The organism is Enterobacter sp. MGH 24, from assembly GCF_000493015.1.
GTDB lineage: Bacteria > Pseudomonadota > Gammaproteobacteria > Enterobacterales > Enterobacteriaceae > Enterobacter.
In genome coordinates, this window is the sequence record NZ_KI535657.1 from 4,041,966 (window position 1) to 4,065,029 (window position 23,064).

Sequence of the window (23,064 nt, forward strand, 5' to 3'; positions counted from 1 at the left end):
GAATGCAGACCGTTTTAGCGAAAATCGTTGCCGATAAGGCCATCTGGGTGGAAGCCCGCAAGCAACAGCAGCCGCTTGCCAGTTTCCAGAATGACGTCGTACCAAGCCAACGTCGTTTCTATGATGCCCTGCAGGGTGCGGGCACCGCGTTTATTCTTGAGTGCAAAAAGGCGTCCCCTTCTAAAGGCGTTATTCGTGACGATTTCGACCCGGCGCGTATTGCCGGCATTTATAAGCATCATGCGTCAGCCATCTCCGTGCTGACGGATGAGAAATATTTTCAGGGCAGCTTCGATTTTCTGCCGATCGTCAGCGGCATCGCGCCGCAGCCGATCCTGTGCAAAGACTTTATTATCGACCCGTATCAGATCTGGCTGGCGCGCTTTTACCAGGCCGACGCCTGCCTGCTGATGCTCTCGGTGCTCGACGACGAGCAGTATCGCCAGCTTTCCGCCGTGGCGCACAGCCTGAACATGGGCGTGCTGACCGAAGTGAGTAACGAAGAGGAGCTGGAGCGCGCAATTGCGCTGGAAGCCAAAGTGGTTGGCATTAACAACCGCGATCTGCGTGACCTGTCCATTGACCTGAACCGTACGCGCCAGCTGGCACCGCGCCTGGGGTCAGGCGTCACGGTGATCAGCGAATCCGGCATTAACAGCTACGCCCAGGTGCGCGAGCTGAGCCACTTCGCCAACGGTTTCCTGATTGGTTCCGCGATGATGGAGCATGACGATCTCAATGCGGCCGTGCGCCGCGTGCTGTTGGGTGAGAACAAAGTCTGCGGCCTGACCCGCGAACAGGATGCCCAGGCCGCGTATGAAGCCGGGGCGATTTATGGCGGGCTGATCTTTGTGGACTCCTCTCCACGCGCGGTCAGCGAAGAGCAGGCGCGTAAGGTCATCGCAGCGGCTCCGCTCAGCTACGTGGGCGTTTTCCGCAATACAGATATTGCAGACGTTGCGGCCAAAGCCGAGGCGTTATCCCTGAGCGCGGTGCAGCTCCACGGCGATGAAGACCAGAGCTACATCGATGCCCTGCGCGCCGCGCTGCCACCACAGGTGCAAATCTGGAAAGCGCAAAGCGTTGGCGATACGTTGCCCTCGCGTAACCTGAACCATGTGGACAGATACGTCCTTGATAACGGCCAGGGCGGCACCGGCCAGCGTTTTGACTGGTCGCTGCTGAACGGCGAAAAACTGGACAACGTCCTGCTGGCGGGCGGATTAAGCCCGGATAACTGCGTAGAAGCCGCCAAAACGGGCTGCGCAGGCCTCGATTTCAATTCAGGCGTAGAGTCAGAACCGGGTATTAAAGATGCCAGCAAGCTGGCCTCGGTTTTTAAAACTCTGCGTGCATATTAAGGAAGAGAAGATGACGACATTACTTAATCCGTATTTTGGAGAATTCGGCGGGATGTACGTCCCGCAAATCCTGATGCCCGCGCTGCGCCAGCTGGAAGAAGCGTTTGTCAGCGCGCAGAAAGATCCGGCGTTTCAGGCGGAATTTACCGACCTGCTGAAGAATTACGCCGGTCGTCCGACCGCGCTGACCAAATGCCGCAATCTGACGGAAGGCACTAAAACCACGCTGTATCTGAAGCGTGAAGACCTGCTGCACGGCGGCGCGCATAAAACTAACCAGGTGCTGGGCCAGGCGCTGCTCGCGAAACGTATGGGTAAAACCGAAATCATCGCCGAAACCGGTGCGGGTCAGCACGGCGTGGCCTCTGCGCTTGCCAGCGCCCTGCTCGGTCTGAAATGCCGCATCTATATGGGGGCGAAAGACGTTGAGCGTCAGTCTCCGAACGTTTTCCGTATGCGTCTGATGGGCGCAGAAGTGATCCCGGTACACAGCGGCTCCGCGACGCTGAAGGATGCCTGTAACGAAGCGCTTCGCGACTGGTCCGGCAGCTATGAAACCGCACACTATATGCTTGGTACCGCGGCGGGCCCGCACCCGTTCCCGACTATCGTGCGCGAATTCCAGCGCATGATCGGTGAAGAGACCAAAGCGCAAATCCTCGAAAAAGAAGGTCGCCTGCCGGATGCGGTGATCGCCTGCGTTGGCGGCGGATCTAACGCCATCGGCATGTTCGCAGACTTTATCGACGACACCAGCGTGGGTCTGATTGGCGTCGAACCTGCCGGTCACGGCATTGAATCGGGTGAACACGGCGCGCCGCTGAAGCATGGCCGCGTGGGCATCTACTTCGGGATGAAATCCCCGATGATGCAAACCGAGGAGGGCCAGATTGAAGAGTCTTACTCTATCTCTGCTGGCCTCGACTTCCCGTCCGTCGGTCCACAGCATGCGTATCTGAACAGCACCGGTCGTGCAGACTATGTCTCCATTACCGATGACGAAGCGCTGGAAGCCTTTAAAACGCTGTGCCGCAGCGAAGGGATCATCCCGGCGCTGGAGTCGTCTCACGCCCTGGCGCACGCGCTGAAAATGATGAAAGAGAACCCGGAAAAAGAGCAGTTGCTGGTGGTGAACCTTTCCGGCCGCGGTGACAAAGATATCTTCACCGTTCACGATATTCTGAAAGCACGAGGGGAAATCTGATGGAACGCTACGATAACGTATTTGCAGAACTGAAATCCCGCCAGGAAGGCGCGTTCGTTCCCTTCGTCACCCTGGGCGATCCTGGCCCGGAGCAGTCGCTGAAGATTATCGACACCCTGATTGAAGCCGGTGCCGACGCGCTGGAGCTGGGTATTCCGTTCTCTGACCCGCTGGCGGATGGCCCGACCATTCAGAATGCGACGCTGCGCGCATTTGCCTCCGGTGTGACGCCAACCCAGTGCTTCGAGATGCTGGCGGCGATTCGCCAGAAGCACCCCACCATTCCGATCGGCCTGCTGATGTATGCCAACCTGGTGTTCAACCGCGGTATTGATGAGTTCTATGCCGAGTGCGCGCGCGTGGGCGTCGACTCCGTTCTGGTGGCAGACGTGCCGGTTGAGGAGTCTGCGCCATTCCGCCAGGCTGCGATGCGCCATAACGTCGCCCCTATTTTTATCTGCCCACCGAACGCGGACGACGAACTGCTGCGCCAGATAGCCTCTTACGGGCGCGGTTACACCTACCTGCTCTCCCGCGCGGGCGTGACCGGTGCCGAGAACAAGGCGGCGCTGCCGCTGCATCATCTGGTGGAAAAGCTGGCTGAATACCACGCCGCACCTCCGCTGCAGGGCTTCGGGATTTCATCTCCCGATCAGGTCAGCGCAGCGATTGACGCGAAGGCGGCAGGTGCGATTTCCGGCTCTGCTATCGTCAAAATCATTGAGAGGAACGTCGACAAGCCAGAGCAGATGCTGGCCGAACTGAAAGCGTTCGTCAGCAGCATGAAAGCCGCAACGCGCAAAGCATAACCTCTCTGCCGTCTGGCTCCGTGCCAGACGGTTATCCTTCCTGGTTATCACTCTTCATACTGCTGACGTGCGGGCCGCTATTTAAGAACGTAATAGACAGGCCAATAATGACGACTGATTCAATTGTGCTTTATTAATAGCGTTTCCGGGGCGGACATCGGGACTTACCAATTTGTAAAGTGCCGGCAGCATGGACCAAATCAGCTAAAGTACGAACCTGCATTTTATCCATAACCCGACGTCGATGGGCCTTCACGGTAATTTCTGATATGCCCAGTTCAGACGCAATTTGTTTATTTTGCAGGCCATTAATCGCCAACTCAAAAGTCTGCTTCTCACGCCGTGTCAATGCCTGATAGTTTTTACAAAGTTCGAATATTCTTTGCTGCTCTAAAAAATTATTAGTCGCTTCGATTAGCACATCTTTCACGACATTTATAAGGTGTTCAGGTTCGGCTGGCTTCGTCAAAAAATCCCGAACACCTGCTTTCATCGCTCGTACACAGAGTGGGATTGAACTGGCCTTAGTCAGGATAATTATCGGTATTGTACAGCCACGTTCCTTCAGGGCATCTATCACATTGAATCCGTTAGTGTCTGGCGTGTTGATTTCAAGTATTAAGCATGAAGGTTGATCGGCTATGGGGCAGGAGAGAAATTCTGCGGCATTTTTGAAGTCAAAAGTCTGATAGCCTTTCGCCATTAACAATTGAACAACAAACAGCCTATATGCATCATCATCATCAATAACATAAACAACATCTTCCATATCACTCTCTCCTTACCTGGCCTTAAACGTACATAATACGAACAGAGGCGTCCATTCACAAAAATTTTAGGGTTACCAACACCTATGTCTGATATCGCTTAATAACCGAAAGTAACAAAATCAAAGACTAAACAACCCATATGTGAATATTCTAATTTAGCGAAGGCAATTAGCATGAGGATATTCTGAAAAACCAGATACATATAAAAGTCGTTTTTAAGCAGCGGTACTGATAAAAGTCGGCTTTCAAGCAACCCCTTTTGTCTATATTTGACTCATATTGCGGGAATCCTCTTAGTGCTGTGTTCTTAAAGTGAAATTTTTATACCTGTCAGAGCATCAGTTATATCAACGGCTCTTGCTTCTCTGAATTCCGCAGCCGCTGGAAAAATCAAAACGCAGCACGGTTTAATGACTGAGGTCATAAAAAGAGGTGGTATTTTGGAGAAAAGATTTGGAGAGGTTTTGAGATCACCGAAAAAGATATATATTCCAGTCTGTTAAATTCACTTACACCTTCTGAGTTCAGAGGCTTATTCATGTCATGGCACTCCTTCAAACAGACTTACCTGGTTAAGTTCTGGTCACCCGTTCCGGCCGTTATCGCGGCAGGCATTCTCTCTACTTATTATTTCGGCATTACCGGCACCTTCTGGGCCGTGACCGGCGAGTTCACCCGCTGGGGTGGTCAATTGTTGCAACTCGCAGGCGTGCATACCGAAGAGTGGGGATACTTTAAGCTCATTCATCTGGACGGCACCCCGCTCACCCGCATCGACGGGATGATGATCATCGGCATGTTCGGCGGCTGTTTCGCGGCGGCGCTGTGGGCAAACAACGTTAAGCTGCGGATGCCCAAAAGTCGTATTCGTATTATGCAGGCGGTGGTCGGCGGTATCATTGCCGGGTTTGGGGCCCGTCTGGCGATGGGCTGTAACCTGGCCGCTTTCTTTACGGGTATTCCTCAGTTTTCACTTCACGCCTGGTTCTTTGCCGTCGCCACGGCCATCGGCTCTTACTTTGGCGCAAAATTCACCCTGCTGCCGCTGTTCCGCATTCCGGTGAAAATGACAAAAGTCAGTGCAGCATCTCCGTTAACCCAGAAGCCAGACCAGGCGCGTCGCCGTTTCCGCCTCGGTATGCTGGTCTTTTTTGCGATGGTCGCCTGGGCACTTTGCACTGCAATGAATCAGCCCAAACTCGGACTGGCCATGCTGTTCGGCGTGGGTTTTGGTCTGCTCATTGAACGCGCGCAGATCTGCTTCACCTCCGCCTTTCGTGATATGTGGATCACCGGGCGCACGATGATGGCGAAAGCGATTATCGCCGGGATGGCGGTCAGCGCCATCGGCATCTTCAGCTATGTCCAGCTGGGCGTCGAACCGAAAATTATGTGGGCCGGTCCTAACGCGGTCATTGGCGGCCTGCTGTTCGGCTTCGGGATCGTACTGGCTGGCGGGTGTGAAACCGGCTGGATGTATCGTGCCGTCGAAGGCCAGGTGCACTACTGGTGGGTGGGTCTGGGAAATGTGATTGGCTCGACGATCCTGGCGTACTACTGGGATGACGTGTCTCCTGTTCTGGCCACCAGCTGGGACAAGGTTAATCTGCTGAACACCTTCGGCCCCCTCGGCGGCCTGCTGGTCACCTATGCCCTGCTGCTGGTCGCTTTTTTACTAGTTGTCGCGCAGGAGAAACGCTTCTTCCGTCGTGCGAGTGTTAAGACAGAAACCCAGGAGAATGCTGTATGAAAGATATCGTGCCCGATTACCGTCTGGATATGGTTGGTGAGCCCTGTCCTTATCCGGCTGTTGCCACGCTTGAAGCGCTGCCACAGCTCAAAAAAGGGGAAATACTGGAAGTGGTCAGCGATTGCCCGCAGTCTATCAACAACATACCGCTGGATGCGAAAAACCACGGCTACACGGTGCTGGATATCCAGCAGGATGGCCCAACCATTCGCTATCTGATTCAAAAATGATCGCTAAGGGCCTCATCAGGGGCCTTTATCGTATTGAATTATAAGACATCTTGATCCACGGCAAAAACGCGATTTTTGACTTAAGTAAAATCTCACTTCCCTTTTGAAGGAGGTTTTCGCGGTTTGATGTATTTACGAGCTTTACTGGTTTTCGCCTTATTAATTCCTTTCCATGCGCTGTCCCTGAATTTCTCTTCTACCTTCCTGCGCCTTAATTGTCCGCAAAGAGGACTTGTAGAGGTCATTCTGCACGTTTATGACCATACCCAGGAACGATGGCGCGGTCATTTTGAAACCGGCGCGGGACATAAACGTGCGGGTGATACCGAAATTATCCCGTTTGCCAACGGCGATATTCTCTTCCATTCCCTGTCCAGCGACGCTTTCAGCTATTTATATGATGGGGAAAAGATCCTGAGGCACTGCGTAAAGCTTGATGAGCGGCCGGTTTATCCGTCGTTTTGAAGTGAGCAAAGCAAACTGGCCACCCTGTGGCCAGTTTGACGGCGGATCAGAAGCGATAACCCGCAGAGAACATAAACACCCACGGATCCAGGCGCGTATTGATACTTTGCTGCTGACCGCCCGCCTTGAAGCGTACGTCCGTATCAATATCCATGTACCAGACCGAGGCGTTGATCAGCCAGTCGCGGTTAATCAGATAATCCAGACCGACCTGCCCCGCCATACCCCACGAATCTTTCAGGCTGAGGTCAGTCAGACCGGCCTCTTTACCGGTATCGTTAAACTTCTCGTCAAAGAAGGTGGTGTAGTTCACACCGGCGCCAATATAAGGACGCACCTTGCTGCTTGAGTCGCCAAAGTACCATTGCGCCATCAGCGTTGGCGGTAAATGGTGAACCGTGGCGATATCGCCGGTTGGCCCTAAACCGACACGATGACGGAATGGCGTTGCAGCCAGAAGCTCAACACCAACGTTATCCGTCGCCATATAGGTAAAGGTTAAACCTAACTGGGTGTTATTACTGACGTTAAACCCGCCCATTCCCAGCACGTTATCCGATCCTTCAGTTGGGCGAACCGTAGCCGAACCGGCACGAATAAAGAATTCGCCTGCTTCATGCGCATACGCGCCGCCAGAGAGACTGCTTAATACAAGGGCTGCCACCGCTAATTTTTTCATATCCGCTCCATCGTTGTGGTTTTAATCGCGGGTGAGAATATACTCACAAAAGAGTAATAAGTGATCTGCCACAGATCACATTAAAACCAGTAACTTAACATTCATTGATCTGGATTAATTTTTTGTTACGCATTCAAAAGCGATAAGTTGTTTCCATGTCAATTTTTGGCATTTCACGGTTACAAAATTTTCCGTTTTCCCCCTCTTGCTCTTCCTCTGGCGGCTGGATAATTTATCGCTCTCACAAGTTGATTTGATGCGTTCTTCTTTTGCAGGTGTGCCATGAGTGATATGAACCCGTGCATGACGTGCGGAGCCTGTTGTGCGTATTTTCGAGTCTCTTTCTACTGGGCCGAAGCCAGCGATGGCGGCGGTACCGTTCCGGTTCATCTTACTGAGCCGTTAACCCCCTTTTTGCGCTGCATGAGCGGCACGAACCAAAAACAGGCTCGCTGCGTGGCGCTACAGGGTGAGCCCGGGGTCTCTACCCGATGTTCCATCTATGAGGACCGGCCCAGCCCGTGCCGGGAATTTGCCATGTCCGGGGAAGATGGGCAGGTCAACGAAGCCTGCAATCGCGCCCGGGCGCGCGTTGGATTACCGCCGCTTTACAAAGATATGCTTTTCCATACAAGCCTTGATGCTGCCACAGCAGGCGCATCCGGTGTACAATTGCCGGCTAATTAACACCTGCAATACTCAAGGAGAGTGCATGTCTATCACGGCGAAGTCTGTCTACCGTGACACGGGAAACTTTTTCCGCAATCAGTTCATAACCTTTTTACTGATCGCGTTGCTATGTGCCTTTATCACGGTGGTGCTGGGCCATGCCTTCTCACCGAGTGATGAACAGATTGCCAGCCTGAGCCAGGGCGATCATCTTGCGGGTAGCGTGGGGCTATTTGAGCTGGTGCAAAACATGACGCCGGAGCAGCAGCAAATTCTGCTGCGGGCGTCTGCCGCGTCAACGTTCTCAGGCCTGATTGGTAATGCGGTTCTGGCGGGCGGCGTTTTGCTGATGATTCAACTGGTCTCGGCGGGTCACCGGGTCAGCGCCTTACGGGCGATTGGTGCCAGTGCGCCAGTCCTACCTAAGCTGTTTATCCTGATCTTTTTAACCACCCTGCTGGTGCAAATGGGGATTATGCTGGTCGTGGTGCCGGGCGTATTACTGGCTATCGTGCTCTCATTTGCGCCTGTTATGGTTGTACAGGAAAAAATGGGGATTTTTACCGCGATGCGCAGCAGCATCAGACTGGCATGGGCTAATATGCGTCTGGTAGCGCCCGCCGTGATCGGCTGGCTGCTCGCCAAAACGCTCCTGCTGTTGTTTGCACCGAATTTTGCGGTATTAACGCCTAATGTTGGCGCGGTGGTAGCGAATACGCTGAGCAATCTAATTTCAGCGGTACTGCTGGTCTATCTGTTCCGCCTGTTTATGTTAATTCGTCAGTAATCCTGAGGCGGAGGACTTCACCGTCCCCCGCCCCGCTCAGAAGATGGAATCACAGAATGAAGCAGTTTCTTGATTTTTTACCGCTCGTGGTCTTTTTTGCTTTTTATAAGCTGTACGACATTTATGCCGCGACCACTGCGCTGATCGTTGCGACCGCCGTAGTCCTGATCTACAGCTGGGTTCGCTACCGTAAAGTCGAAAAAATGGCGCTGATAACGTTTGTCCTGGTCGCCGTATTCGGCGGGCTTACGCTGTTCTTCCACAATGATGAATTTATTAAGTGGAAAGTGACGGTTATTTACGCGCTGTTTGCGGGCGCATTGTTAATTAGCCAGTGGGTCATGAAGAAGCCGCTTATCCAGCGCATGCTGGGCAAAGAGCTAACGCTGCCTCAGGAAGTCTGGTCCCGTCTGAATATCGCCTGGGCGGTCTTCTTTATTCTCTGTGGTCTTGCCAATATCTATATTGCCTTCTGGCTGCCGCAGAATATCTGGGTCAATTTTAAGGTCTTCGGCCTGACCGCGCTGACGCTTATCTTCACGCTGTTAAGCGGCGTATACATCTATCGCCACATGCCGCAAGACGACAAGCACTGATTAATGACTGACCAGAACGTCAACGACAGGCGTTCTGGTCTATTCTCTCCGCTGTGAAATCATAGTAGCATCCCGCCTGAAGTCTTCCGTTACGAGTTAAAACAATGACAACAAATAACGCCCCTCAGGGCGAACTGGTTTTACGCACACTGGCAATGCCCGCTGACACCAATGCCAATGGCGATATTTTTGGCGGCTGGCTGATGTCGCAAATGGATATGGGCGGCGCAATTCTGGCAAAAGAGATTGCCCACGGGCGCGTGGTCACCGTGAGGGTTGACGGCATGACCTTCCTGCGCCCGGTTGCGGTGGGAGATGTGGTTTGCTGTTACGCGCGCTGCGTAAAGCGCGGCAACACCTCTATTTCAATCAACATCGAAGTATGGGTTAAGAAAGTCTCTTCTGAACCTATTGGACAGCGTTATAAGGCCACCGAAGCGCTGTTTATTTATGTCGCCGTGGACAGCGAGGGTAAACCTCGTCAACTTCCGCAGGCCTGATCGACAGGCAAAAAAAAAGCCTCCATCAGGAGGCTTTTTTTATTCCATCTGCGCCCCGCCATTCAGGCGGAAAACAATATTCACAATCAGACCGCTGCCCGGTTTTCCGGCTTCATAGCGCCATCTGCGCATCGCCGATTTCACTTCGCGCTCAAACATATTCGAAGGCTGAGCGGACAAGATCTCCACGTTATCCACGCGGCCATCCGCGGTCACGTCAAATTTCACCCTTACGCGGCCTTCAATACGCAAGGCCTGAGCTCGCGCCGGATACTGAGGCTGATTGCGACTCAGCGCGCGCGGGCCCGCAGGGGCACTTACTGTCGGCTTAGGCGCTGTTGCGGTGTTATTCATTACCGGACGCGAAGGCGCCGCATTCTCCACCGTCTGGGTCGCGCGCGGTTCAACCGGACGTTCTTCGCGTTTTGGACGCTCCTCGACCTTCTTCACCGGCTTTGGCTTCGGCTTAGGTTTTGGCTTCGGTTCAGGCTTGTGGATCACCACCGGCGCTTCCTTCGGTGGCGCCGGAACGGGCTCTGGCTCAGGTTCAGCTACCGGCTGCGGTGGCGGAGGTGCAGCCTGCGGCGGTTCGAGATCCGCTGGCGAGACCATCGTCACCGAAATCGGCTGCGCGGGCGCGGGCATTTCAATAACCTGATGAACCGAGGTATACAGCAAGCCCGCCACAACAGCACCGTGAATCACGACGGAAAGCAGCGTCGGCCAGGGAAAGCGGCGAGGTAAATCAAGGGTCATCGAAGTCATAATCATCAACGTTAAAAAACCGAACACTGATTTTAAATGCAAATAGCAATCATATTCAATAAGACACTTTGTTCTGGCGCAACTTTCGCACATGAGAGGCCAAAAAAGGCGCAGTCAGATCAGGGTATTAACATTGTTTTTATTTTACATTGCAGTCATTTGACCTTTCACATAACGTAACTGACACTTTTACCGGTTAAGGAGCTTCGCCGTGTTTTACGTGATTTACTCTGAAGATGTTGCTGATTCGCTCGAAAAACGCCAGTCTGTGCGCCCTGCGCATCTGGCACGTTTGCAGCTGCTCCAGGATGAAGGCCGTTTACTGACCGCCGGCCCAATGCCAGCAGTAGACAGCAACGATCCGGGCGCCGCCGGTTTTGCCGGTTCCACTGTGATTGCTGAGTTTGAATCCCAGGAAGCCGCTCAGGCCTGGGCTGACGCAGACCCTTACGTTGCAGCGGGGGTGTATGCAAAAGTGACGGTCAGACCGTATAAGAAAGTGTTCTGATACCAAAGCGGCTCCGAAAGGAGCCTTTTTATTGCGGCGGTTATGCGTCTCTATGCCGGGTAAACTGCTGCTCTGTAATCAGGCTTCCCCACTGGTCACCTTCCCACTCTTTTACCAACCTAAACCCAAACGACTCGTACAGACGCCGGGCGGCGGTCAGCTTATTGAATGTCCAGAGATGCACGGCAGAGAAACCAACGCTGTCACAAAAGCGCATCGCTTCGGTCAGCAGTTTTTTCCCCACCCCGTGTCCCCGGCAGCCATCGTCAAGAATAAACCAGCGAAGATGGGCTTCACCCGGCGCTAAATCCTCGCCATCTATCGCCACCGATCCCACTATCCTGCCGTTCATCACCGCCAGCCAGATCTGATTGCACGGTTTATCCAACCGCTCACTAAATTCTGTAACCCCTGTAGCCACTTTGGCCTCAAAAAAACGGCCAAAATGATGCTCGCGCGCGTAATAGACCCCGTGCATCTCCGCGATACGGCCAATCATCCCAGGAATGTACCCCTGCACTATCGTGAGCTCGTCGGGGCGCGTGTCGTTGGTCTTTTCACGGCACGCCAGCAGCGCGTTGGCGTAAAGAGAGAGTCCCTCAGAAATGGTCTGCTGTTGGGCAGGAGCAAGACTCTTTATTGCTGAGACCACGCGCTCGTTGCTAAAGGTATTGATTTTACTGACGGTCTCATGACCTTTCGCGGTCAGCCTGAGGCTCTTCGCTCTCGCATCTTCAGTTGAAGTCACCTCCTCGAGTTCACCCGCGGCAATCAGGCGAGCCAGCATCCGGCTGACGCTGGACTTTTCCAGGCCCAGCAGCTGCACCAGCTGGCTTGCCGTCATCTCTTTGCGCAGGGCTATTTCGACCAGGGTATGGACGGCCGAAGGCGAATAGTTCGTTGAGGCCAGGGTCGAGGCCATAAAACCTAACTCTCGCACCATCAGGCGCGAGGAACGTCGAATAACACTGACTACCGGGGTTTCGCTGTGCATGTTCTGTCCTCATCATTTAGTTGTACTATACAACCAAATGATGAGGGATTGTCAAACATAATAAAAAAGGCTCCCTCAGGAGCCTTTTTTAACCATCAATGCAGCGACGCTAACCTCGCCGCAAACCCGACAAACAGTAGCCCAATCAGACCGTTCCCCACCTTTGCCAGTTTCTTTTTGGTTTTCAGATAACGTGTGACAAAGGCGCCTGAGAAAATCAGGAAGCTCATGTACGTAAAGCTTATTAACTCCAGCGTCGTCGCGAGGATCAGGAAAGAAGTGCCGGTACTTTGTGCATTCACGTCAATGAACTGAACGAAAAACGATACGTAGAAAAGAATCGCTTTGGGGTTGGTCAGGCTTAACACCAGCGAACGTTTCATGATCATACTGGCAGGTTCAGGGCCGCTCTCATGGGCATTTTTCTGGCGGTTCACCACCGACCAGAGCATTTTGCCCCCCAGCCAGAGCAGATAGAAGGCCCCGAGATAGCGCACGATATTAAACAGTACCGGCGTAGTCTGAATTAATGCCGCGACGCCCGCCCAGGCCAGAAACATCAGCACCGCATCGCCGATGAATACGCCCGTGGCGGCGAGATACCCTTTTTTAACGCCGTGTCCGATCCCGGTTTTTAACACAAACAGGGTATTCGGTCCTGGCACCAGCACGATAAAAAATGCGCCAACAACATACGTCCAGAAATTCAGTACGCCAAACTCCGCAAACACTTCTCCCTCCTTTTGCTAAACGCAACTGGAACAACGCTGCAAATACGCTATTCCCAAAAAATCAGACGCTATAAAATCAGCGGGCACCATTACGGTGCCCTCATGGTTTCAGATATCCTGGACTGCGAACAGCAACGCATTGCGGTGCCTGGTCAATCCACATTTTCTGATGGCGTGAATACGCATATTGCGGCGGGATTGTGCTTCCAGCCAACGAGCTTTGCGACGACTCACCTGTCGCAACATGCGCCAGCGCCCTACTTCAGTTCTACTGCGCTTCATGTCTACAACTCTTTCTCTAACACTTTTTCTCTAAAAGAGAGGCCATTATAAACCCAACCCGGCAGCAAACCAGCGCTTTTACCTGGCGTTTTTATTTGCCAGATGAATCCTGATGCGTACACTCATAACAATACGCTTTCAAAAGGATTTTTTTACCTATGACAACCTTCTACACCGTGGTGAGTTGGCTGGTCATTTTGGGATACTGGCTGTTAATCGCGGGTGTGACATTACGCATCCTGATGAAGCGCAGAGCCGTACCCTCTGCCATGGCCTGGCTTCTGATAATCTACATCCTCCCTCTGGTGGGAATTATTGCCTATCTCTCTTTCGGCGAGCTACATCTGGGTAAACGCCGCGCCGAACGGGCCCGTGCCATGTGGCCCTCTACCGCGAAGTGGCTCCACGACCTTAAAGCCTGCAAACATATCTTTGCCGAGGAGAACAGCAGCGTCGCCTCATCCCTGTTTAAGCTGTGCGAGCGCCGTCAGGGGATTGGCGGCGTTAAGGGCAATCAACTGCAGCTGCTGACCTCGTCCGATGACGTCATGCAGGCGTTAATCCGCGATATCCAGCTGGCTCGTCATAATATCGAGATGGTTTTTTATATCTGGCAGCCCGGCGGGATGGCTGACCAGGTCGCTGAGTCGCTGATGGCCGCCGCGCGTCGCGGTATACATTGCCGCCTGATGCTTGATTCTGCAGGCAGCGTGGCATTTTTCCGCAGCCCCTGGGCGGGCATGATGCGCAATGCCGGTATTGAGGTGGTTGAGGCATTGAAGGTAAATCTCCTTCGCGTGTTTCTGCGCCGAATGGATCTCCGCCAGCACCGCAAAATGATCATGATCGATAACTATATTGCCTATACCGGCAGCATGAATATGGTTGACCCGCGCTTCTTTAAACAGGACTCGGGGGTAGGTCAATGGGTTGATTTGATGGCGCGAATGGAGGGGCCGATTGCCACCTCGATGGGCATCGTGTATTCCTGCGACTGGGAGATTGAAACCGGCAAGCGTATCCTGCCGCCTCCACCGGACGGCAATATAATGCCGTTTGAAGAGGCCAGTGGTCACACTATTCATACCATTGCTTCCGGGCCGGGCTTCCCGGAGGACTTAATTCATCAGGCGCTGCTGACGGCAACCTACTCAGCGCGTGAATATCTGATCATGACGACGCCCTACTTTGTCCCCAGCGACGACCTCCTCCACGCGATCTGTACCGCAGCGCAGCGCGGTGTCGATGTGAGCATCATTTTGCCGCGCAAAAATGACTCCCTACTGGTAGGCTGGGCCAGCCGGGCATTCTTTAGCGAACTGCTGGCCGCCGGGGTGAAAATTTACCAGTTTGAGGGCGGATTACTCCACACCAAGAGCGTTCTCGTCGACGGTGAACTGAGCCTTGTGGGAACGGTCAACCTGGATATGCGCAGCCTGTGGCTAAACTTTGAAATTACGCTGGTCATTGACGATGCCGGCTTTGGCGGCGATCTCGCCGCGGTGCAGGATGACTATATCTCCCGCTCGCGGCTGCTGGATGCCAGACTGTGGGTAAAACGTCCGCTGTGGCAGAGAATTGCCGAACGACTGTTTTACTTCTTTAGTCCGTTGCTGTAAAACGTGCCCAACGATGTTAAACAGGTAGTCATCATGGAAATGGATCTGAACAATCGCCTGACCGAAGACGAAACGCTCGAGCAGGCCTATGACATTTTTCTCGAACTGGCGGTTGATAACCTCGATCCCGCAGACGTGATCCTCTTCAATCTGCAGTTCGAAGAGCGCGGCGGCGCTGAACTGTTCGACCCTTCAGAAGACTGGGCTGAGCATGTGGATTTCGACCTGAATCCGGACTTCTTTGCCGAAGTGGTGATTGGGCTGGCCGATGAAGACGGCGGCGAAATTAACGATATCTTCGCTCGCGTCCTGCTGTGTCGTGAGAAAGACCACAAGCTGTGTCATATACTCTGGCGCGAATAATAGAAAAGGCTGCGATTGCAGCCTTTTTTATTTACTCCGGCAATTCACTGCCGCAGCGGTAACAAAACCGCGCGCTGTGTTCATGCTCGCCCTGCTGGCAATGAGGACATTTGCGCTGCTGCTTGCGACTCTGAAAGGCACTACTCATGTGCGTGGTTATCAGCCCCGTCGGGATCGCAATCACCGAATAACCAATCAGAATCAATACTGATGCAACTATGCGTCCCAGCGGCGTGTGGGGCGTGATATCGCCATACCCCACGGTCGTCACGGTCACTATCGCCCAGTAAACGGAGGCATTCAGCGTCGTGAAGCCATATTTGGACCCTTCTATTAAATACATCAGCGCGCCAAAAACGATCATGACGATGGCAATAAACGAGTAGAACAAAATAAGCTGATGCCGCGCGCTGACGATCGCACTCCAGAACACGCGTAATGACGGCATAAAGCGCAGTAATTTCAGAATACGTAATACCCGAATCACGCGCATCGCTCGCCAGGCAAAGACATAGCTCAGGCTGATCTCCGGCCACAGCCACATCACGTAGAGCGGCAGGATGGTGGCTAAATCAATACATCCCCAGAAGCTGAAAACATATCTGGCCGGGTTGGGCCAGGCTATTACTCTGAGGAGATATTCGGCGGTAAAGACCAGGGTAATCGCCAGTTCAAGCCAGACAAAGATATGCCATTCGTCAAACGTCAGGTGGTATTGCGTCCCGGCACCGGATTCAATAAAGATGACAACCACGCTGAGGAGCGCAAATAAACCGCAAAGACCTTCGAAGCGTCGCCCGGATACCGTTTCAGGATCGAATAAAAAATGATATAGCCGCCGACGGGCTAACGTGAATACACGCGACACAGTAACCTCGCAAAAAATAAGGGCTGACATCATGTCAGCCCTTGCGATTATAACGGGTCTACTTTCAGGCAGGAAACCGCATGTCGGAAACTACCTTCAAGAACCGGTCGCGTTTTTGCACATTCCGGCCCGGCCATTGGGCAGCGGGTGCGGAAGACGCAGCCCGACGGCGGGTTAATCGGTGAGGGTAATTCCCCTTCCAGAAGCTGGATGGTTTTATTTTTCTCCAGATCGGGATCGGGGATCGGCACTGCGGACATCAGCGCTCTGGTGTATGGGTGCAATGGATTGTGGTACACCTCGTCATAGGTGCCCAACTCCACCGCATGACCCAGGTACATTACCAGCACGCGGTCAGAGATGTGTTTCACCACGGCCAGGTCATGCGCGATGAAGATCAGCGACAGCCCCATTTCGCGCTGCAGCTTCTGCAGCAGGTTAACCACCTGCGCCTGAATGGAGACGTCCAGCGCGGAAACCGGCTCATCGCAGATAATCAGCTTCGGTTCGAGGATCAGCGCACGGGCAATACCAATACGCTGGCACTGACCGCCTGAGAATTCATGCGGATAGCGGTTGATGAGGTTAGGCAACAGACCGACTTTCATCATCATCGCCTTAACGCGATCGCGCACTTCCTGACGAGACATCTTCGGATGATAGGTCCGCAGCGGCTCGGCAATAATCTCGCCGATGGTCATACGCGGGTTAAGTGACGCCAGCGGATCCTGGAAAATCATCTGGATATCGCTGCGCACCGCGCGCCACTCGTCGGGTTTCATGCCCAGCAGATCTTTGCCCAGCCAGGCCACTTTTCCGTCGGTGGCTTTTACCAGACCAATAATGGCTCGCGCGAAGGTCGATTTACCGCAGCCGGACTCTCCCACCACGCCCAGAGTTTCCCCTTCGTACAGGCGCAGCGTGACGCCGTCCACCGCTTTGAGGGTCTTTGGCGGCTGCCAGAACCACTGTTTGCCGTCTTTGATGTCGAAATGCACTTTAAGGTCAGCGATTTCGAGCAGCACGTTGCGTTTTTCATCTAATGCGTTCATACCAGCTCCTCCTGCGGCTTAAAGCAGGCGCGCAGACGGCCTGGTGCAAACTCTTCCAGCGGCGGAGCGCTGTTGCAGATTTCCATCGCGTGCGGGCAGCGCGGCTGGAACGGACAGCCTTTCGGCAGACGCAGCAGGTTTGGCGGGTTGCCCGGAATGGTGAGAAGAGATTCCCCTTCCGCATCCAGACGCGGCACCGCATTCAACAGACCAATGGAGTACGGGTGCGCAGGCTGATAGAAGACATCGCGCGCTTTGCCGTATTCCATGGTACGACCAGCGTACATCACCAGCACTTTGTCACAGATGCCGGCCACCACGCCCAGGTCGTGGGTGATCATGATAATCGCCGTGTTGAACTCACGCTTCAGCTCGTTCAACAGGGTCATGATTTGCGCCTGCACGGTAACGTCCAGCGCGGTGGTAGGTTCATCGGCAATCAGCAGCTTTGGCCGACACAGCAGCGCCATCGCAATCATCACGCGCTGACGCATACCGCCAGAAAACTCGTGCGGGAACATGCGCATACGCTTACGCGCCTCCGGCATTTTCACCGCATCCAGCATTTTGACCGACTCTTCAAAGGCTTCCGCTTTGCCCAGGCCTTTATGCAGCATCAGGACTTCCATCAGCTGCTCGCCGACGCGCATGTACGGGTTCAGCGAGGTCATCGGATCCTGGAAAATCATCGAGATCTGCTCGGCACGCAGCTTGTTCAGCTCGTGCTCAGGCAGATTGAGGATTTCGCGACCGTTGAATTTAGCGGAGCCGCCAATCACGCCGTTAGCGGCCAGCAACCCCATCAGCGCAAAGGCCGTCTGGGATTTTCCGGAACCGGATTCCCCTACGATCCCCAGCGTTTCACCCGCGCGCAGGTTGAAGTTGAGATCGTTGACGGCGGTAACATCCCCGTCCGGCGTTTTAAAGGTCACGCGGAGGTCTTTTACATCCAGCAGAAGATTGTTCTGCTGTTGAACCTGTGGCGCAGTGGCCGTTTCAATAATTGTCATGACGGCGCTCCTTAACGGTCTTTCGGATCGAGGGCATCACGCAGGCCATCGCCGATAAAGTTAAAACAAAACAGGGTGACGACCAGGAAACCCGCCGGATAAAGCAGCAGCCACGGTGAAACTTCCATCGAGTTTGCGCCATCGCTCAGCAGTGCGCCCCAGCTGCTCAGTGGCTCTTGTGTACCCAGCCCCAGGAAGCTCAGGAAAGATTCAAAGAGGATCATGCTTGGCACCAGCAGTGAGGCATAGACCACCACCACGCCCAGCACGTTAGGAACGATATGGCGAACCACGATATTCCCGGTGGATACACCGCCTACCTGCGCGGCTTCGATAAACTCTTTGCGTTTAAGGCTCAGCGTCTGGCCGCGAACAATACGCGCCATATCCAGCCAGGACACCATCCCGATGGCCACGAAGATCAACAGGATATTCTGGCCGAAGAAGGTCACCAGCAGGATGACGAAGAACATGAACGGGAAGGAGTTCAGGATTTCCAGCAGACGCATCATTACCGAATCAATTTTGCCGCCAAGATAGCCGGAAAGTGAACCGTAGAGCGTACCCACGATCACCGCCACCAGCGCGGCAGCAATACCAACCATCAGCGAGATACGACCTCCGATAGCGACACGCACCAGCAGATCGCGTCCTGAGGAGTCCGTGCCAAAATAGTGGCCTGATTCCATATCCGGCGCGCTGGACATCATGCCCCAGTCGGTGTCGAAATAGGTAAATTGCGACAGCATCGGCGCCAGGGTCACAAACAGCGCGATGATCACCAGAACAACCAGACTGGCAACCGCTGCACGGTTGTGCATAAAGCGACGGCGCGCATCCTGCCAGAGGCTACGACCTTCTACTTCCAGTTTTTCACTGAAGTTTTCCAGCGCCTCGCTGTTTTTCTTACTCAACATCATGGCGTGCTCCAGCGTTAGTAACGGATTTTCGGATCGATGACGGCATACAGCACATCGACGATAGCGTTAAAGAGAATGGTCAGCGCACCGACGAGAATCGTCAGGCTCAGTACCAGCGAATAGTCGCGGTTGAGCGCGCCGTTAACGAACAGCTGACCAATGCCAGGCAGGCCGTAGATTGTTTCGATAACCATAGAGCCGGTGATGATCCCGACAAAAGCCGGTCCCATATAGGAGAGCACAGGCAACAGCGCCGGTTTGAGCGCATGGCGGAAGATAATCCGACGCATCGGCAGCCCTTTAGCGCGCGCGGTACGAATGAAGTTTGAGTGCAGCACTTCGATCATTGAACCACGGGTGATACGCGCGATACTTGCGATGTACGCCAGAGATAATGCCACCATCGGCAAAATCATGAACTTCAATGCCCCGCCGTTCCAGCCGCCGCCAGGCAGCCACTTCAGCGTGATGGCAAATATCATCACCAGTAATGGCGCGACAACGAAGCTGGGTATGACTACCCCGGTCATTGCCACCCCCATTACGGCATAATCCCATTTGGTATTTTGTCTGAGCGCGGCGATAACGCCTGCGGTGACGCCGAAAACGATGGCCAGAATGAATGCCGCAGCACCCAACTTAGCCGAAACCGGGAAGCTGGACGCAACCAGGTCGTTAACGGAATAGTCTTTATATTTAAATGACGGTCCAAAATCGCCGTGAGCCAGCTGCTTCAGATAATTGAAGTACTGGGTGGAGATAGGATCGTTTAAGTGGTATTTCGCTTCGATATTCGCCATGACTTCAGGCGGCAGCGTACGCTCACCGGTAAATGGACTACCCGGCGCAAGGCGCATCATGAAGAAGGAAATCGTGATGAGAATAAATAGCGTTGGAATCGCTTCAAGACAGCGACGTAGGATAAATTTCAACATTGCCCGTACCTTCTGGCGTGTGCCTATATTATGTGACGTTGGTTAGACACCGTGGGGCGAGCTCGCCCGCCCCACTCATTGCCATTAATGCTTGATAATATACAAGTTTTTAACGTAGATATTATCCATCGGGTCTTTACCGGTATATCCACCTACCCACGGTTTCACCAGACGGGCGTTAACGTAGTAGTAAACCGGAACGATCGCGGAATCTTTATCCAGCTGCTGCTCGGCCTTAGAGTACAGTTCTGTACGCTGCGCTTCGTCAGTCGTTTTCAGCGTGTCGCCAATCAGCTTGTCGAACGCCGGGCTCTTATAGTGCGCGGTGTTGTTCGAGCTGTCGCTCAGCATGGTGTTCAGGAAGGAGGTCGGTTCGTTATAGTCCGCACACCAGCCTGCACGCGCCACGTCAAAGGTGCCCTGATGACGGCTGTCGAGGAAGGTTTTCCACTCCTGGTTCTCCAGCTTCACATTCGCGCCCAGGTTCTTTTTCCAGATGGAGGCGACGGCGATAGCCAGTTTTTTGTGCAGATCGGAAGTGTTGTACAGCAGGCTGAAGGTCAGCGGCTTATCAGCGGTGTAGCCCGCTTCGGCCAGCAGTTTCTTCGCTTCTGCGTTACGCTGTTCTTGAGTCTGTTTGAACCAGTCTGGCTCGGTCAGTTTTGCGCCATCGGTGTACGGCGGGGTATAGCTGTACGCCGGCAGATCGCCCTGGTTTTTCACTTTGTTCACGATGATATCGCGATCCAGTGCCAGCTTCAGCGCGGTACGGACACGTACGTCGGTGAACGGTGCTTTCTGGTTGTTGATTTCATAGTAATAGGTGCACAGGTACGGATCGACGTGAACTTCTTTAGGGATCTCTTTTTTCAGTTTCTGGAACAGTTCAATCGGCATGTTGTTATAGGTCATGTCGATTTCACCGCTGCGGTAGCGGTTAACATCCGTCACTTCGGACGAAATTGGCAGGTAGGTCACCTGGTCAATGACGGTTTTCGCGTTATCCCAATACTGTGGGTTACGGTCAAGCACCATACGTTCGTTGACCACCCAGTCTTTCAGCTTATAGGCACCGTTGGTGACGATATTGGCAGGCTGCGTCCATTTCTCACCAAATTTTTCCACGGCAGATTTTGGTACCGGGGAGACGGACGGGTGAACCAGCAGCTTATAGAAGTACGGAACAGGTTCGCTCAACGTGACTTCGAAGGTATTGGCATCGATCGCTTTAACGCCCAGATCGGTGATCGGTTTTTTGCCCGCGATGATGTCATCAATATTGGCGATGTGGCCATATTGCAGGTAGCTCGCATACGGAGAGGCGGTCGTTGGATTCGCAAGACGCTGCCAGCTATAAACGAAATCTTCGGCCGTGACCGGCGTACCGTCGGACCATTTCGCATCTTTACGCAGATGGAAGGTCCAGACTTTGAAATCTTTGTTTTCCCATTTTTCTGCCACACCCGGCGCCGGGTGGCCGTCTACGTCTGTCACCAGCAGGCCTTCGAACAGGTCGCGGTTAACGTTAGACTCAGGAACACCTTCAATTTTGTGCGGGTCAAGAGACTGAACTTCCGCACCGTTGTTACGCACCAGCGTCTGCTTCTCCGCCAGTTGAACACCAGCAGGAACGTCCGCAGCCATTGCAGCGTTTCCCGCGATTAGCGCAGTTAAAATCCCCGCCGCTACCAGATTTTTTTTTGTGATGATGGACATTGTGTTGGTACTCCACTCATTATAATGACTGGCCTTCGCCAGCTGTGTAATCCCCTGTTGGGGCCTGTACAGCGCAGGAGTTTTTTTTGCTGCTGTCAGGTTCTTCTTTTACTGCTTGCTATCACCGACTTTTTTATTACTGACCGCTCGTATGGCCGTCTTGCGTCGATTCTTTACAGGCCTCCCCTGTTTGAGACCTGCACTGGATATCTGAGAAGAGAACCATATGAAAATAATTCTCATCTGATTGTTTTATGCTGCAAAATATTAGGCCGGAAAGTATCAAATGGCGTAAACCCGCGCCAATACATTTTGCAAATTTGTTAAGCAATTCTCTTTTACGGTGAGTATCGTATCGTTGAGGGCAGCCCTGCCGGACATTGAACATCACTAAAAAAACATGATATTCAATAAGATAGAGATTTTTTTCTCTACAAGCGCGTCGCTGCGCTATCATCGAGTGATTTTGTACAAAAATTTAACAACTGGTTATTATTTAGCACATTCATCTAGGGGAATGTTGAATTTACTAATATCATTTCGGTTATCTCTCAGCAAGCCCCAGAGTATCATGTGAGTAAAATAACAGTTCGATCGAAGGTTTTCTGCGCAGGCGGGTTTGGCGGGAATTAATAACTTGTTGAAATACAAGCAATGAACATTATTAGTAGAATTTATTATGATATGTGAGCATTTCAACTTTAGTTATAGGATTTACTGATAATGATGTAAAAAAACGGAGCCGTTGCTCCGTTCTTTCATACGAAATATCAATGCAGCAAACCGGGGAAAATGCTTTTAATACCCGTGACGATGAATTCAATCCCCAACGCCATCAACAGCAGGCCCATGATACGCGTTATGACGTTAATGCCCGTCTGCCCCAACAGGCGCACCAGCCAGGGTGCCATGCGGAATACGCCCCAACAGCAGAGCGCGAAAAGCGCAATGGCGATGGAAAAACCAATCAGGTGCATCAGGCTATGGTAACGCGTGCCCCAGACAATCGTTGAACTGATTGCGCCAGGGCCAGCCATCAGCGGTAAGGCCAGCGGTACTACGCCAATACTTTCGCGGATGGCGGTTTCTGACTTCTCCTGCTTGTTCTGTTTATCCTCGCCCAGCTTACCGCTGATCATGGACATCGCGATGGTCACGACCAGGATCCCACCCGCAATGCGGAAAGAGTCAATCGAAATTCCGAAGAGCTGGAGAATGGCATCACCCAAAAAAAGGGAGGTGAGCAATATGATAGCCACTGACAGGTTAGCGGTGAGGTTGGTCTTATTCCTGGCCGCCGCCGTCTGGTAACTCGTCATACTAATGAAAACAGGAATGATCCCCACCGGGTTGACCAGGGCAAACAAACCAATAAAAAATTTAAAATACGTTGGAAAATCAAAGAGCGTTTGGATCACGTTTTGCTCCGCTTATACACATGCCCGGGACTGACAATTTGTTGTGAGAAATCGCGCTGAAGA

General features: G+C 53.0%; 26 protein-coding genes. 13 read left to right on the top strand and 13 right to left on the bottom strand.

The window, feature by feature from the left end:
* Positions 1 to 2: 2 nt before the first annotated feature.
* The 3 genes from trpCF to trpA are packed head-to-tail and all read left to right on the top strand — an operon-like array spanning position 3 to position 3,374.
* On the top strand, positions 3 to 1,361 hold the full coding sequence (trpCF, locus tag L370_RS03045; protein WP_023335957.1) for a bifunctional indole-3-glycerol-phosphate synthase TrpC/phosphoribosylanthranilate isomerase TrpF: 1,359 nt from the start codon (positions 3 to 5) through the stop codon (positions 1,359 to 1,361).
* 10 nt (positions 1,362 to 1,371) lie between these two features.
* Positions 1,372 to 2,565 (top strand): tryptophan synthase subunit beta, encoded by a 1,194-nt coding sequence (trpB, locus tag L370_RS03040; RefSeq protein WP_023335958.1) that lies wholly within the window; start codon positions 1,372 to 1,374, stop codon positions 2,563 to 2,565.
* A complete protein-coding gene (trpA, locus tag L370_RS03035) occupies positions 2,565 to 3,374 on the top strand; it encodes a tryptophan synthase subunit alpha (protein ID WP_023335959.1) in 810 nt (269 codons plus the stop codon). The genes trpB and trpA overlap by 1 nt, the downstream gene beginning before the upstream one ends.
* A gap of 133 nt (positions 3,375 to 3,507) precedes the next feature.
* On the opposite strand, the gene L370_RS03030 is transcribed toward trpA, so the two are convergent.
* The gene (locus L370_RS03030; RefSeq protein ID WP_023335960.1) at positions 3,508 to 4,143 is read right to left on the bottom strand and encodes a response regulator transcription factor; all 636 of its coding nucleotides are present in this window, start codon (positions 4,141 to 4,143) and stop codon (positions 3,508 to 3,510) included.
* Between the two features lie 539 nt (positions 4,144 to 4,682).
* On the opposite strand from L370_RS03030, the gene yedE reads away from it, so the two are divergent.
* From yedE to L370_RS0122175, 3 genes are all read left to right on the top strand, one after another.
* Positions 4,683 to 5,894, top strand: coding sequence for a selenium metabolism membrane protein YedE/FdhT (gene yedE / locus L370_RS03025; RefSeq protein WP_023335961.1), 1,212 nt, complete (start codon positions 4,683 to 4,685; stop codon positions 5,892 to 5,894).
* Positions 5,891 to 6,124: a sulfurtransferase-like selenium metabolism protein YedF gene (yedF, locus tag L370_RS03020; RefSeq protein ID WP_006175744.1), complete on the top strand. Its 234-nt coding sequence runs from the start codon at positions 5,891 to 5,893 to the stop codon at positions 6,122 to 6,124. The genes yedE and yedF overlap by 4 nt, the downstream gene beginning before the upstream one ends.
* Before the next feature lie 126 nt (positions 6,125 to 6,250).
* Positions 6,251 to 6,589: a hypothetical protein gene (locus L370_RS0122175; RefSeq protein WP_032666617.1), complete on the top strand. Its 339-nt coding sequence runs from the start codon at positions 6,251 to 6,253 to the stop codon at positions 6,587 to 6,589.
* A gap of 46 nt (positions 6,590 to 6,635) precedes the next feature.
* Here L370_RS0122175 and ompW read toward each other — a convergent pair whose 3' ends face one another.
* Entirely contained in the window at positions 6,636 to 7,268 is a 633-nt protein-coding gene (ompW, locus tag L370_RS03015; RefSeq protein ID WP_023335963.1) for an outer membrane protein OmpW, read from the bottom strand.
* A 282-nt stretch (positions 7,269 to 7,550) separates the two neighbouring features.
* Between ompW and L370_RS03010 the strand changes: the two genes are divergently transcribed.
* From L370_RS03010 to yciA, 4 genes are all read left to right on the top strand, one after another.
* Positions 7,551 to 7,955, top strand: coding sequence for a YkgJ family cysteine cluster protein (locus L370_RS03010; RefSeq protein ID WP_023335964.1), 405 nt, complete (start codon positions 7,551 to 7,553; stop codon positions 7,953 to 7,955).
* Between the two features lie 25 nt (positions 7,956 to 7,980).
* Complete coding sequence (locus tag L370_RS03005; RefSeq protein WP_023335965.1) at positions 7,981 to 8,724, top strand: YciC family protein; 744 nt, start codon at positions 7,981 to 7,983, stop codon at positions 8,722 to 8,724.
* 56 nt (positions 8,725 to 8,780) lie between these two features.
* Complete coding sequence (locus L370_RS03000; RefSeq protein ID WP_023312088.1) at positions 8,781 to 9,320, top strand: septation protein A; 540 nt, start codon at positions 8,781 to 8,783, stop codon at positions 9,318 to 9,320.
* Positions 9,321 to 9,424: 104 nt separating this feature from the next.
* Positions 9,425 to 9,820 (top strand): acyl-CoA thioester hydrolase YciA, encoded by a 396-nt coding sequence (yciA, locus tag L370_RS02995; RefSeq protein WP_023335966.1) that lies wholly within the window; start codon positions 9,425 to 9,427, stop codon positions 9,818 to 9,820.
* Positions 9,821 to 9,859: 39 nt separating this feature from the next.
* Here yciA and tonB read toward each other — a convergent pair whose 3' ends face one another.
* A complete protein-coding gene (tonB, locus tag L370_RS02990; protein ID WP_032666618.1) occupies positions 9,860 to 10,576 on the bottom strand; it encodes a TonB system transport protein TonB in 717 nt (238 codons plus the stop codon).
* Positions 10,577 to 10,796: 220 nt separating this feature from the next.
* Between tonB and L370_RS02985 the strand changes: the two genes are divergently transcribed.
* Positions 10,797 to 11,093 carry a YciI family protein gene (locus L370_RS02985; protein WP_023327637.1) on the top strand — a complete coding sequence of 99 codons (297 nt, stop codon included), beginning with the start codon at positions 10,797 to 10,799 and terminating at the stop codon, positions 11,091 to 11,093.
* Positions 11,094 to 11,133: 40 nt separating this feature from the next.
* Here L370_RS02985 and L370_RS02980 read toward each other — a convergent pair whose 3' ends face one another.
* The 3 genes from L370_RS02980 to L370_RS23505 all read right to left on the bottom strand — a co-directional run bounded on the left by L370_RS02980 (position 11,134) and on the right by L370_RS23505 (position 13,100).
* The gene (locus L370_RS02980) at positions 11,134 to 12,087 is read right to left on the bottom strand and encodes a bifunctional helix-turn-helix transcriptional regulator/GNAT family N-acetyltransferase (protein WP_023335968.1); all 954 of its coding nucleotides are present in this window, start codon (positions 12,085 to 12,087) and stop codon (positions 11,134 to 11,136) included.
* 95 nt (positions 12,088 to 12,182) lie between these two features.
* Positions 12,183 to 12,818: a leucine efflux protein LeuE gene (gene leuE / locus L370_RS02975; RefSeq protein ID WP_023335969.1), complete on the bottom strand. Its 636-nt coding sequence runs from the start codon at positions 12,816 to 12,818 to the stop codon at positions 12,183 to 12,185.
* A gap of 108 nt (positions 12,819 to 12,926) precedes the next feature.
* The gene (locus L370_RS23505; protein ID WP_086379783.1) at positions 12,927 to 13,100 is read right to left on the bottom strand and encodes a YciY family protein; all 174 of its coding nucleotides are present in this window, start codon (positions 13,098 to 13,100) and stop codon (positions 12,927 to 12,929) included.
* A 158-nt stretch (positions 13,101 to 13,258) separates the two neighbouring features.
* Here L370_RS23505 and cls point away from each other — a divergent pair, with 158 nt between their 5' ends.
* Positions 13,259 to 14,719, top strand: coding sequence for a cardiolipin synthase (gene cls, locus L370_RS02970; RefSeq protein ID WP_023335970.1), 1,461 nt, complete (start codon positions 13,259 to 13,261; stop codon positions 14,717 to 14,719).
* A 33-nt stretch (positions 14,720 to 14,752) separates the two neighbouring features.
* The gene (locus L370_RS02965; RefSeq protein WP_006810881.1) at positions 14,753 to 15,082 is read left to right on the top strand and encodes an HI1450 family dsDNA-mimic protein; all 330 of its coding nucleotides are present in this window, start codon (positions 14,753 to 14,755) and stop codon (positions 15,080 to 15,082) included.
* Between the two features lie 31 nt (positions 15,083 to 15,113).
* Here the strand turns inward: L370_RS02965 and L370_RS02960 are convergent, their stop codons facing one another.
* The 7 genes from L370_RS02960 to L370_RS02930 all read right to left on the bottom strand — a co-directional run bounded on the left by L370_RS02960 (position 15,114) and on the right by L370_RS02930 (position 23,001).
* Positions 15,114 to 15,983: an ion transporter gene (locus L370_RS02960; RefSeq protein ID WP_023335971.1), complete on the bottom strand. Its 870-nt coding sequence runs from the start codon at positions 15,981 to 15,983 to the stop codon at positions 15,114 to 15,116.
* Positions 15,984 to 15,997: 14 nt separating this feature from the next.
* Positions 15,998 to 17,002, bottom strand: coding sequence for a murein tripeptide/oligopeptide ABC transporter ATP-binding protein OppF (oppF, locus tag L370_RS02955; RefSeq protein ID WP_023335972.1), 1,005 nt, complete (start codon positions 17,000 to 17,002; stop codon positions 15,998 to 16,000).
* Positions 16,999 to 18,012 (bottom strand): ABC transporter ATP-binding protein, encoded by a 1,014-nt coding sequence (locus L370_RS02950; RefSeq protein WP_023335973.1) that lies wholly within the window; start codon positions 18,010 to 18,012, stop codon positions 16,999 to 17,001. Before L370_RS02950 ends, oppF begins: the two co-directional genes overlap by 4 nt.
* A gap of 11 nt (positions 18,013 to 18,023) precedes the next feature.
* Complete coding sequence (oppC, locus tag L370_RS02945; RefSeq protein WP_023312096.1) at positions 18,024 to 18,932, bottom strand: oligopeptide ABC transporter permease OppC; 909 nt, start codon at positions 18,930 to 18,932, stop codon at positions 18,024 to 18,026.
* Between the two features lie 14 nt (positions 18,933 to 18,946).
* Positions 18,947 to 19,867 (bottom strand): oligopeptide ABC transporter permease OppB, encoded by a 921-nt coding sequence (gene oppB / locus L370_RS02940; protein WP_008502786.1) that lies wholly within the window; start codon positions 19,865 to 19,867, stop codon positions 18,947 to 18,949.
* Between the two features lie 84 nt (positions 19,868 to 19,951).
* Positions 19,952 to 21,583, bottom strand: coding sequence for an oligopeptide ABC transporter substrate-binding protein OppA (gene oppA, locus L370_RS02935; RefSeq protein ID WP_023335974.1), 1,632 nt, complete (start codon positions 21,581 to 21,583; stop codon positions 19,952 to 19,954).
* A gap of 770 nt (positions 21,584 to 22,353) precedes the next feature.
* A complete protein-coding gene (locus L370_RS02930; protein ID WP_023335975.1) occupies positions 22,354 to 23,001 on the bottom strand; it encodes a YchE family NAAT transporter in 648 nt (215 codons plus the stop codon).
* Positions 23,002 to 23,064 lie beyond the last annotated feature (63 nt).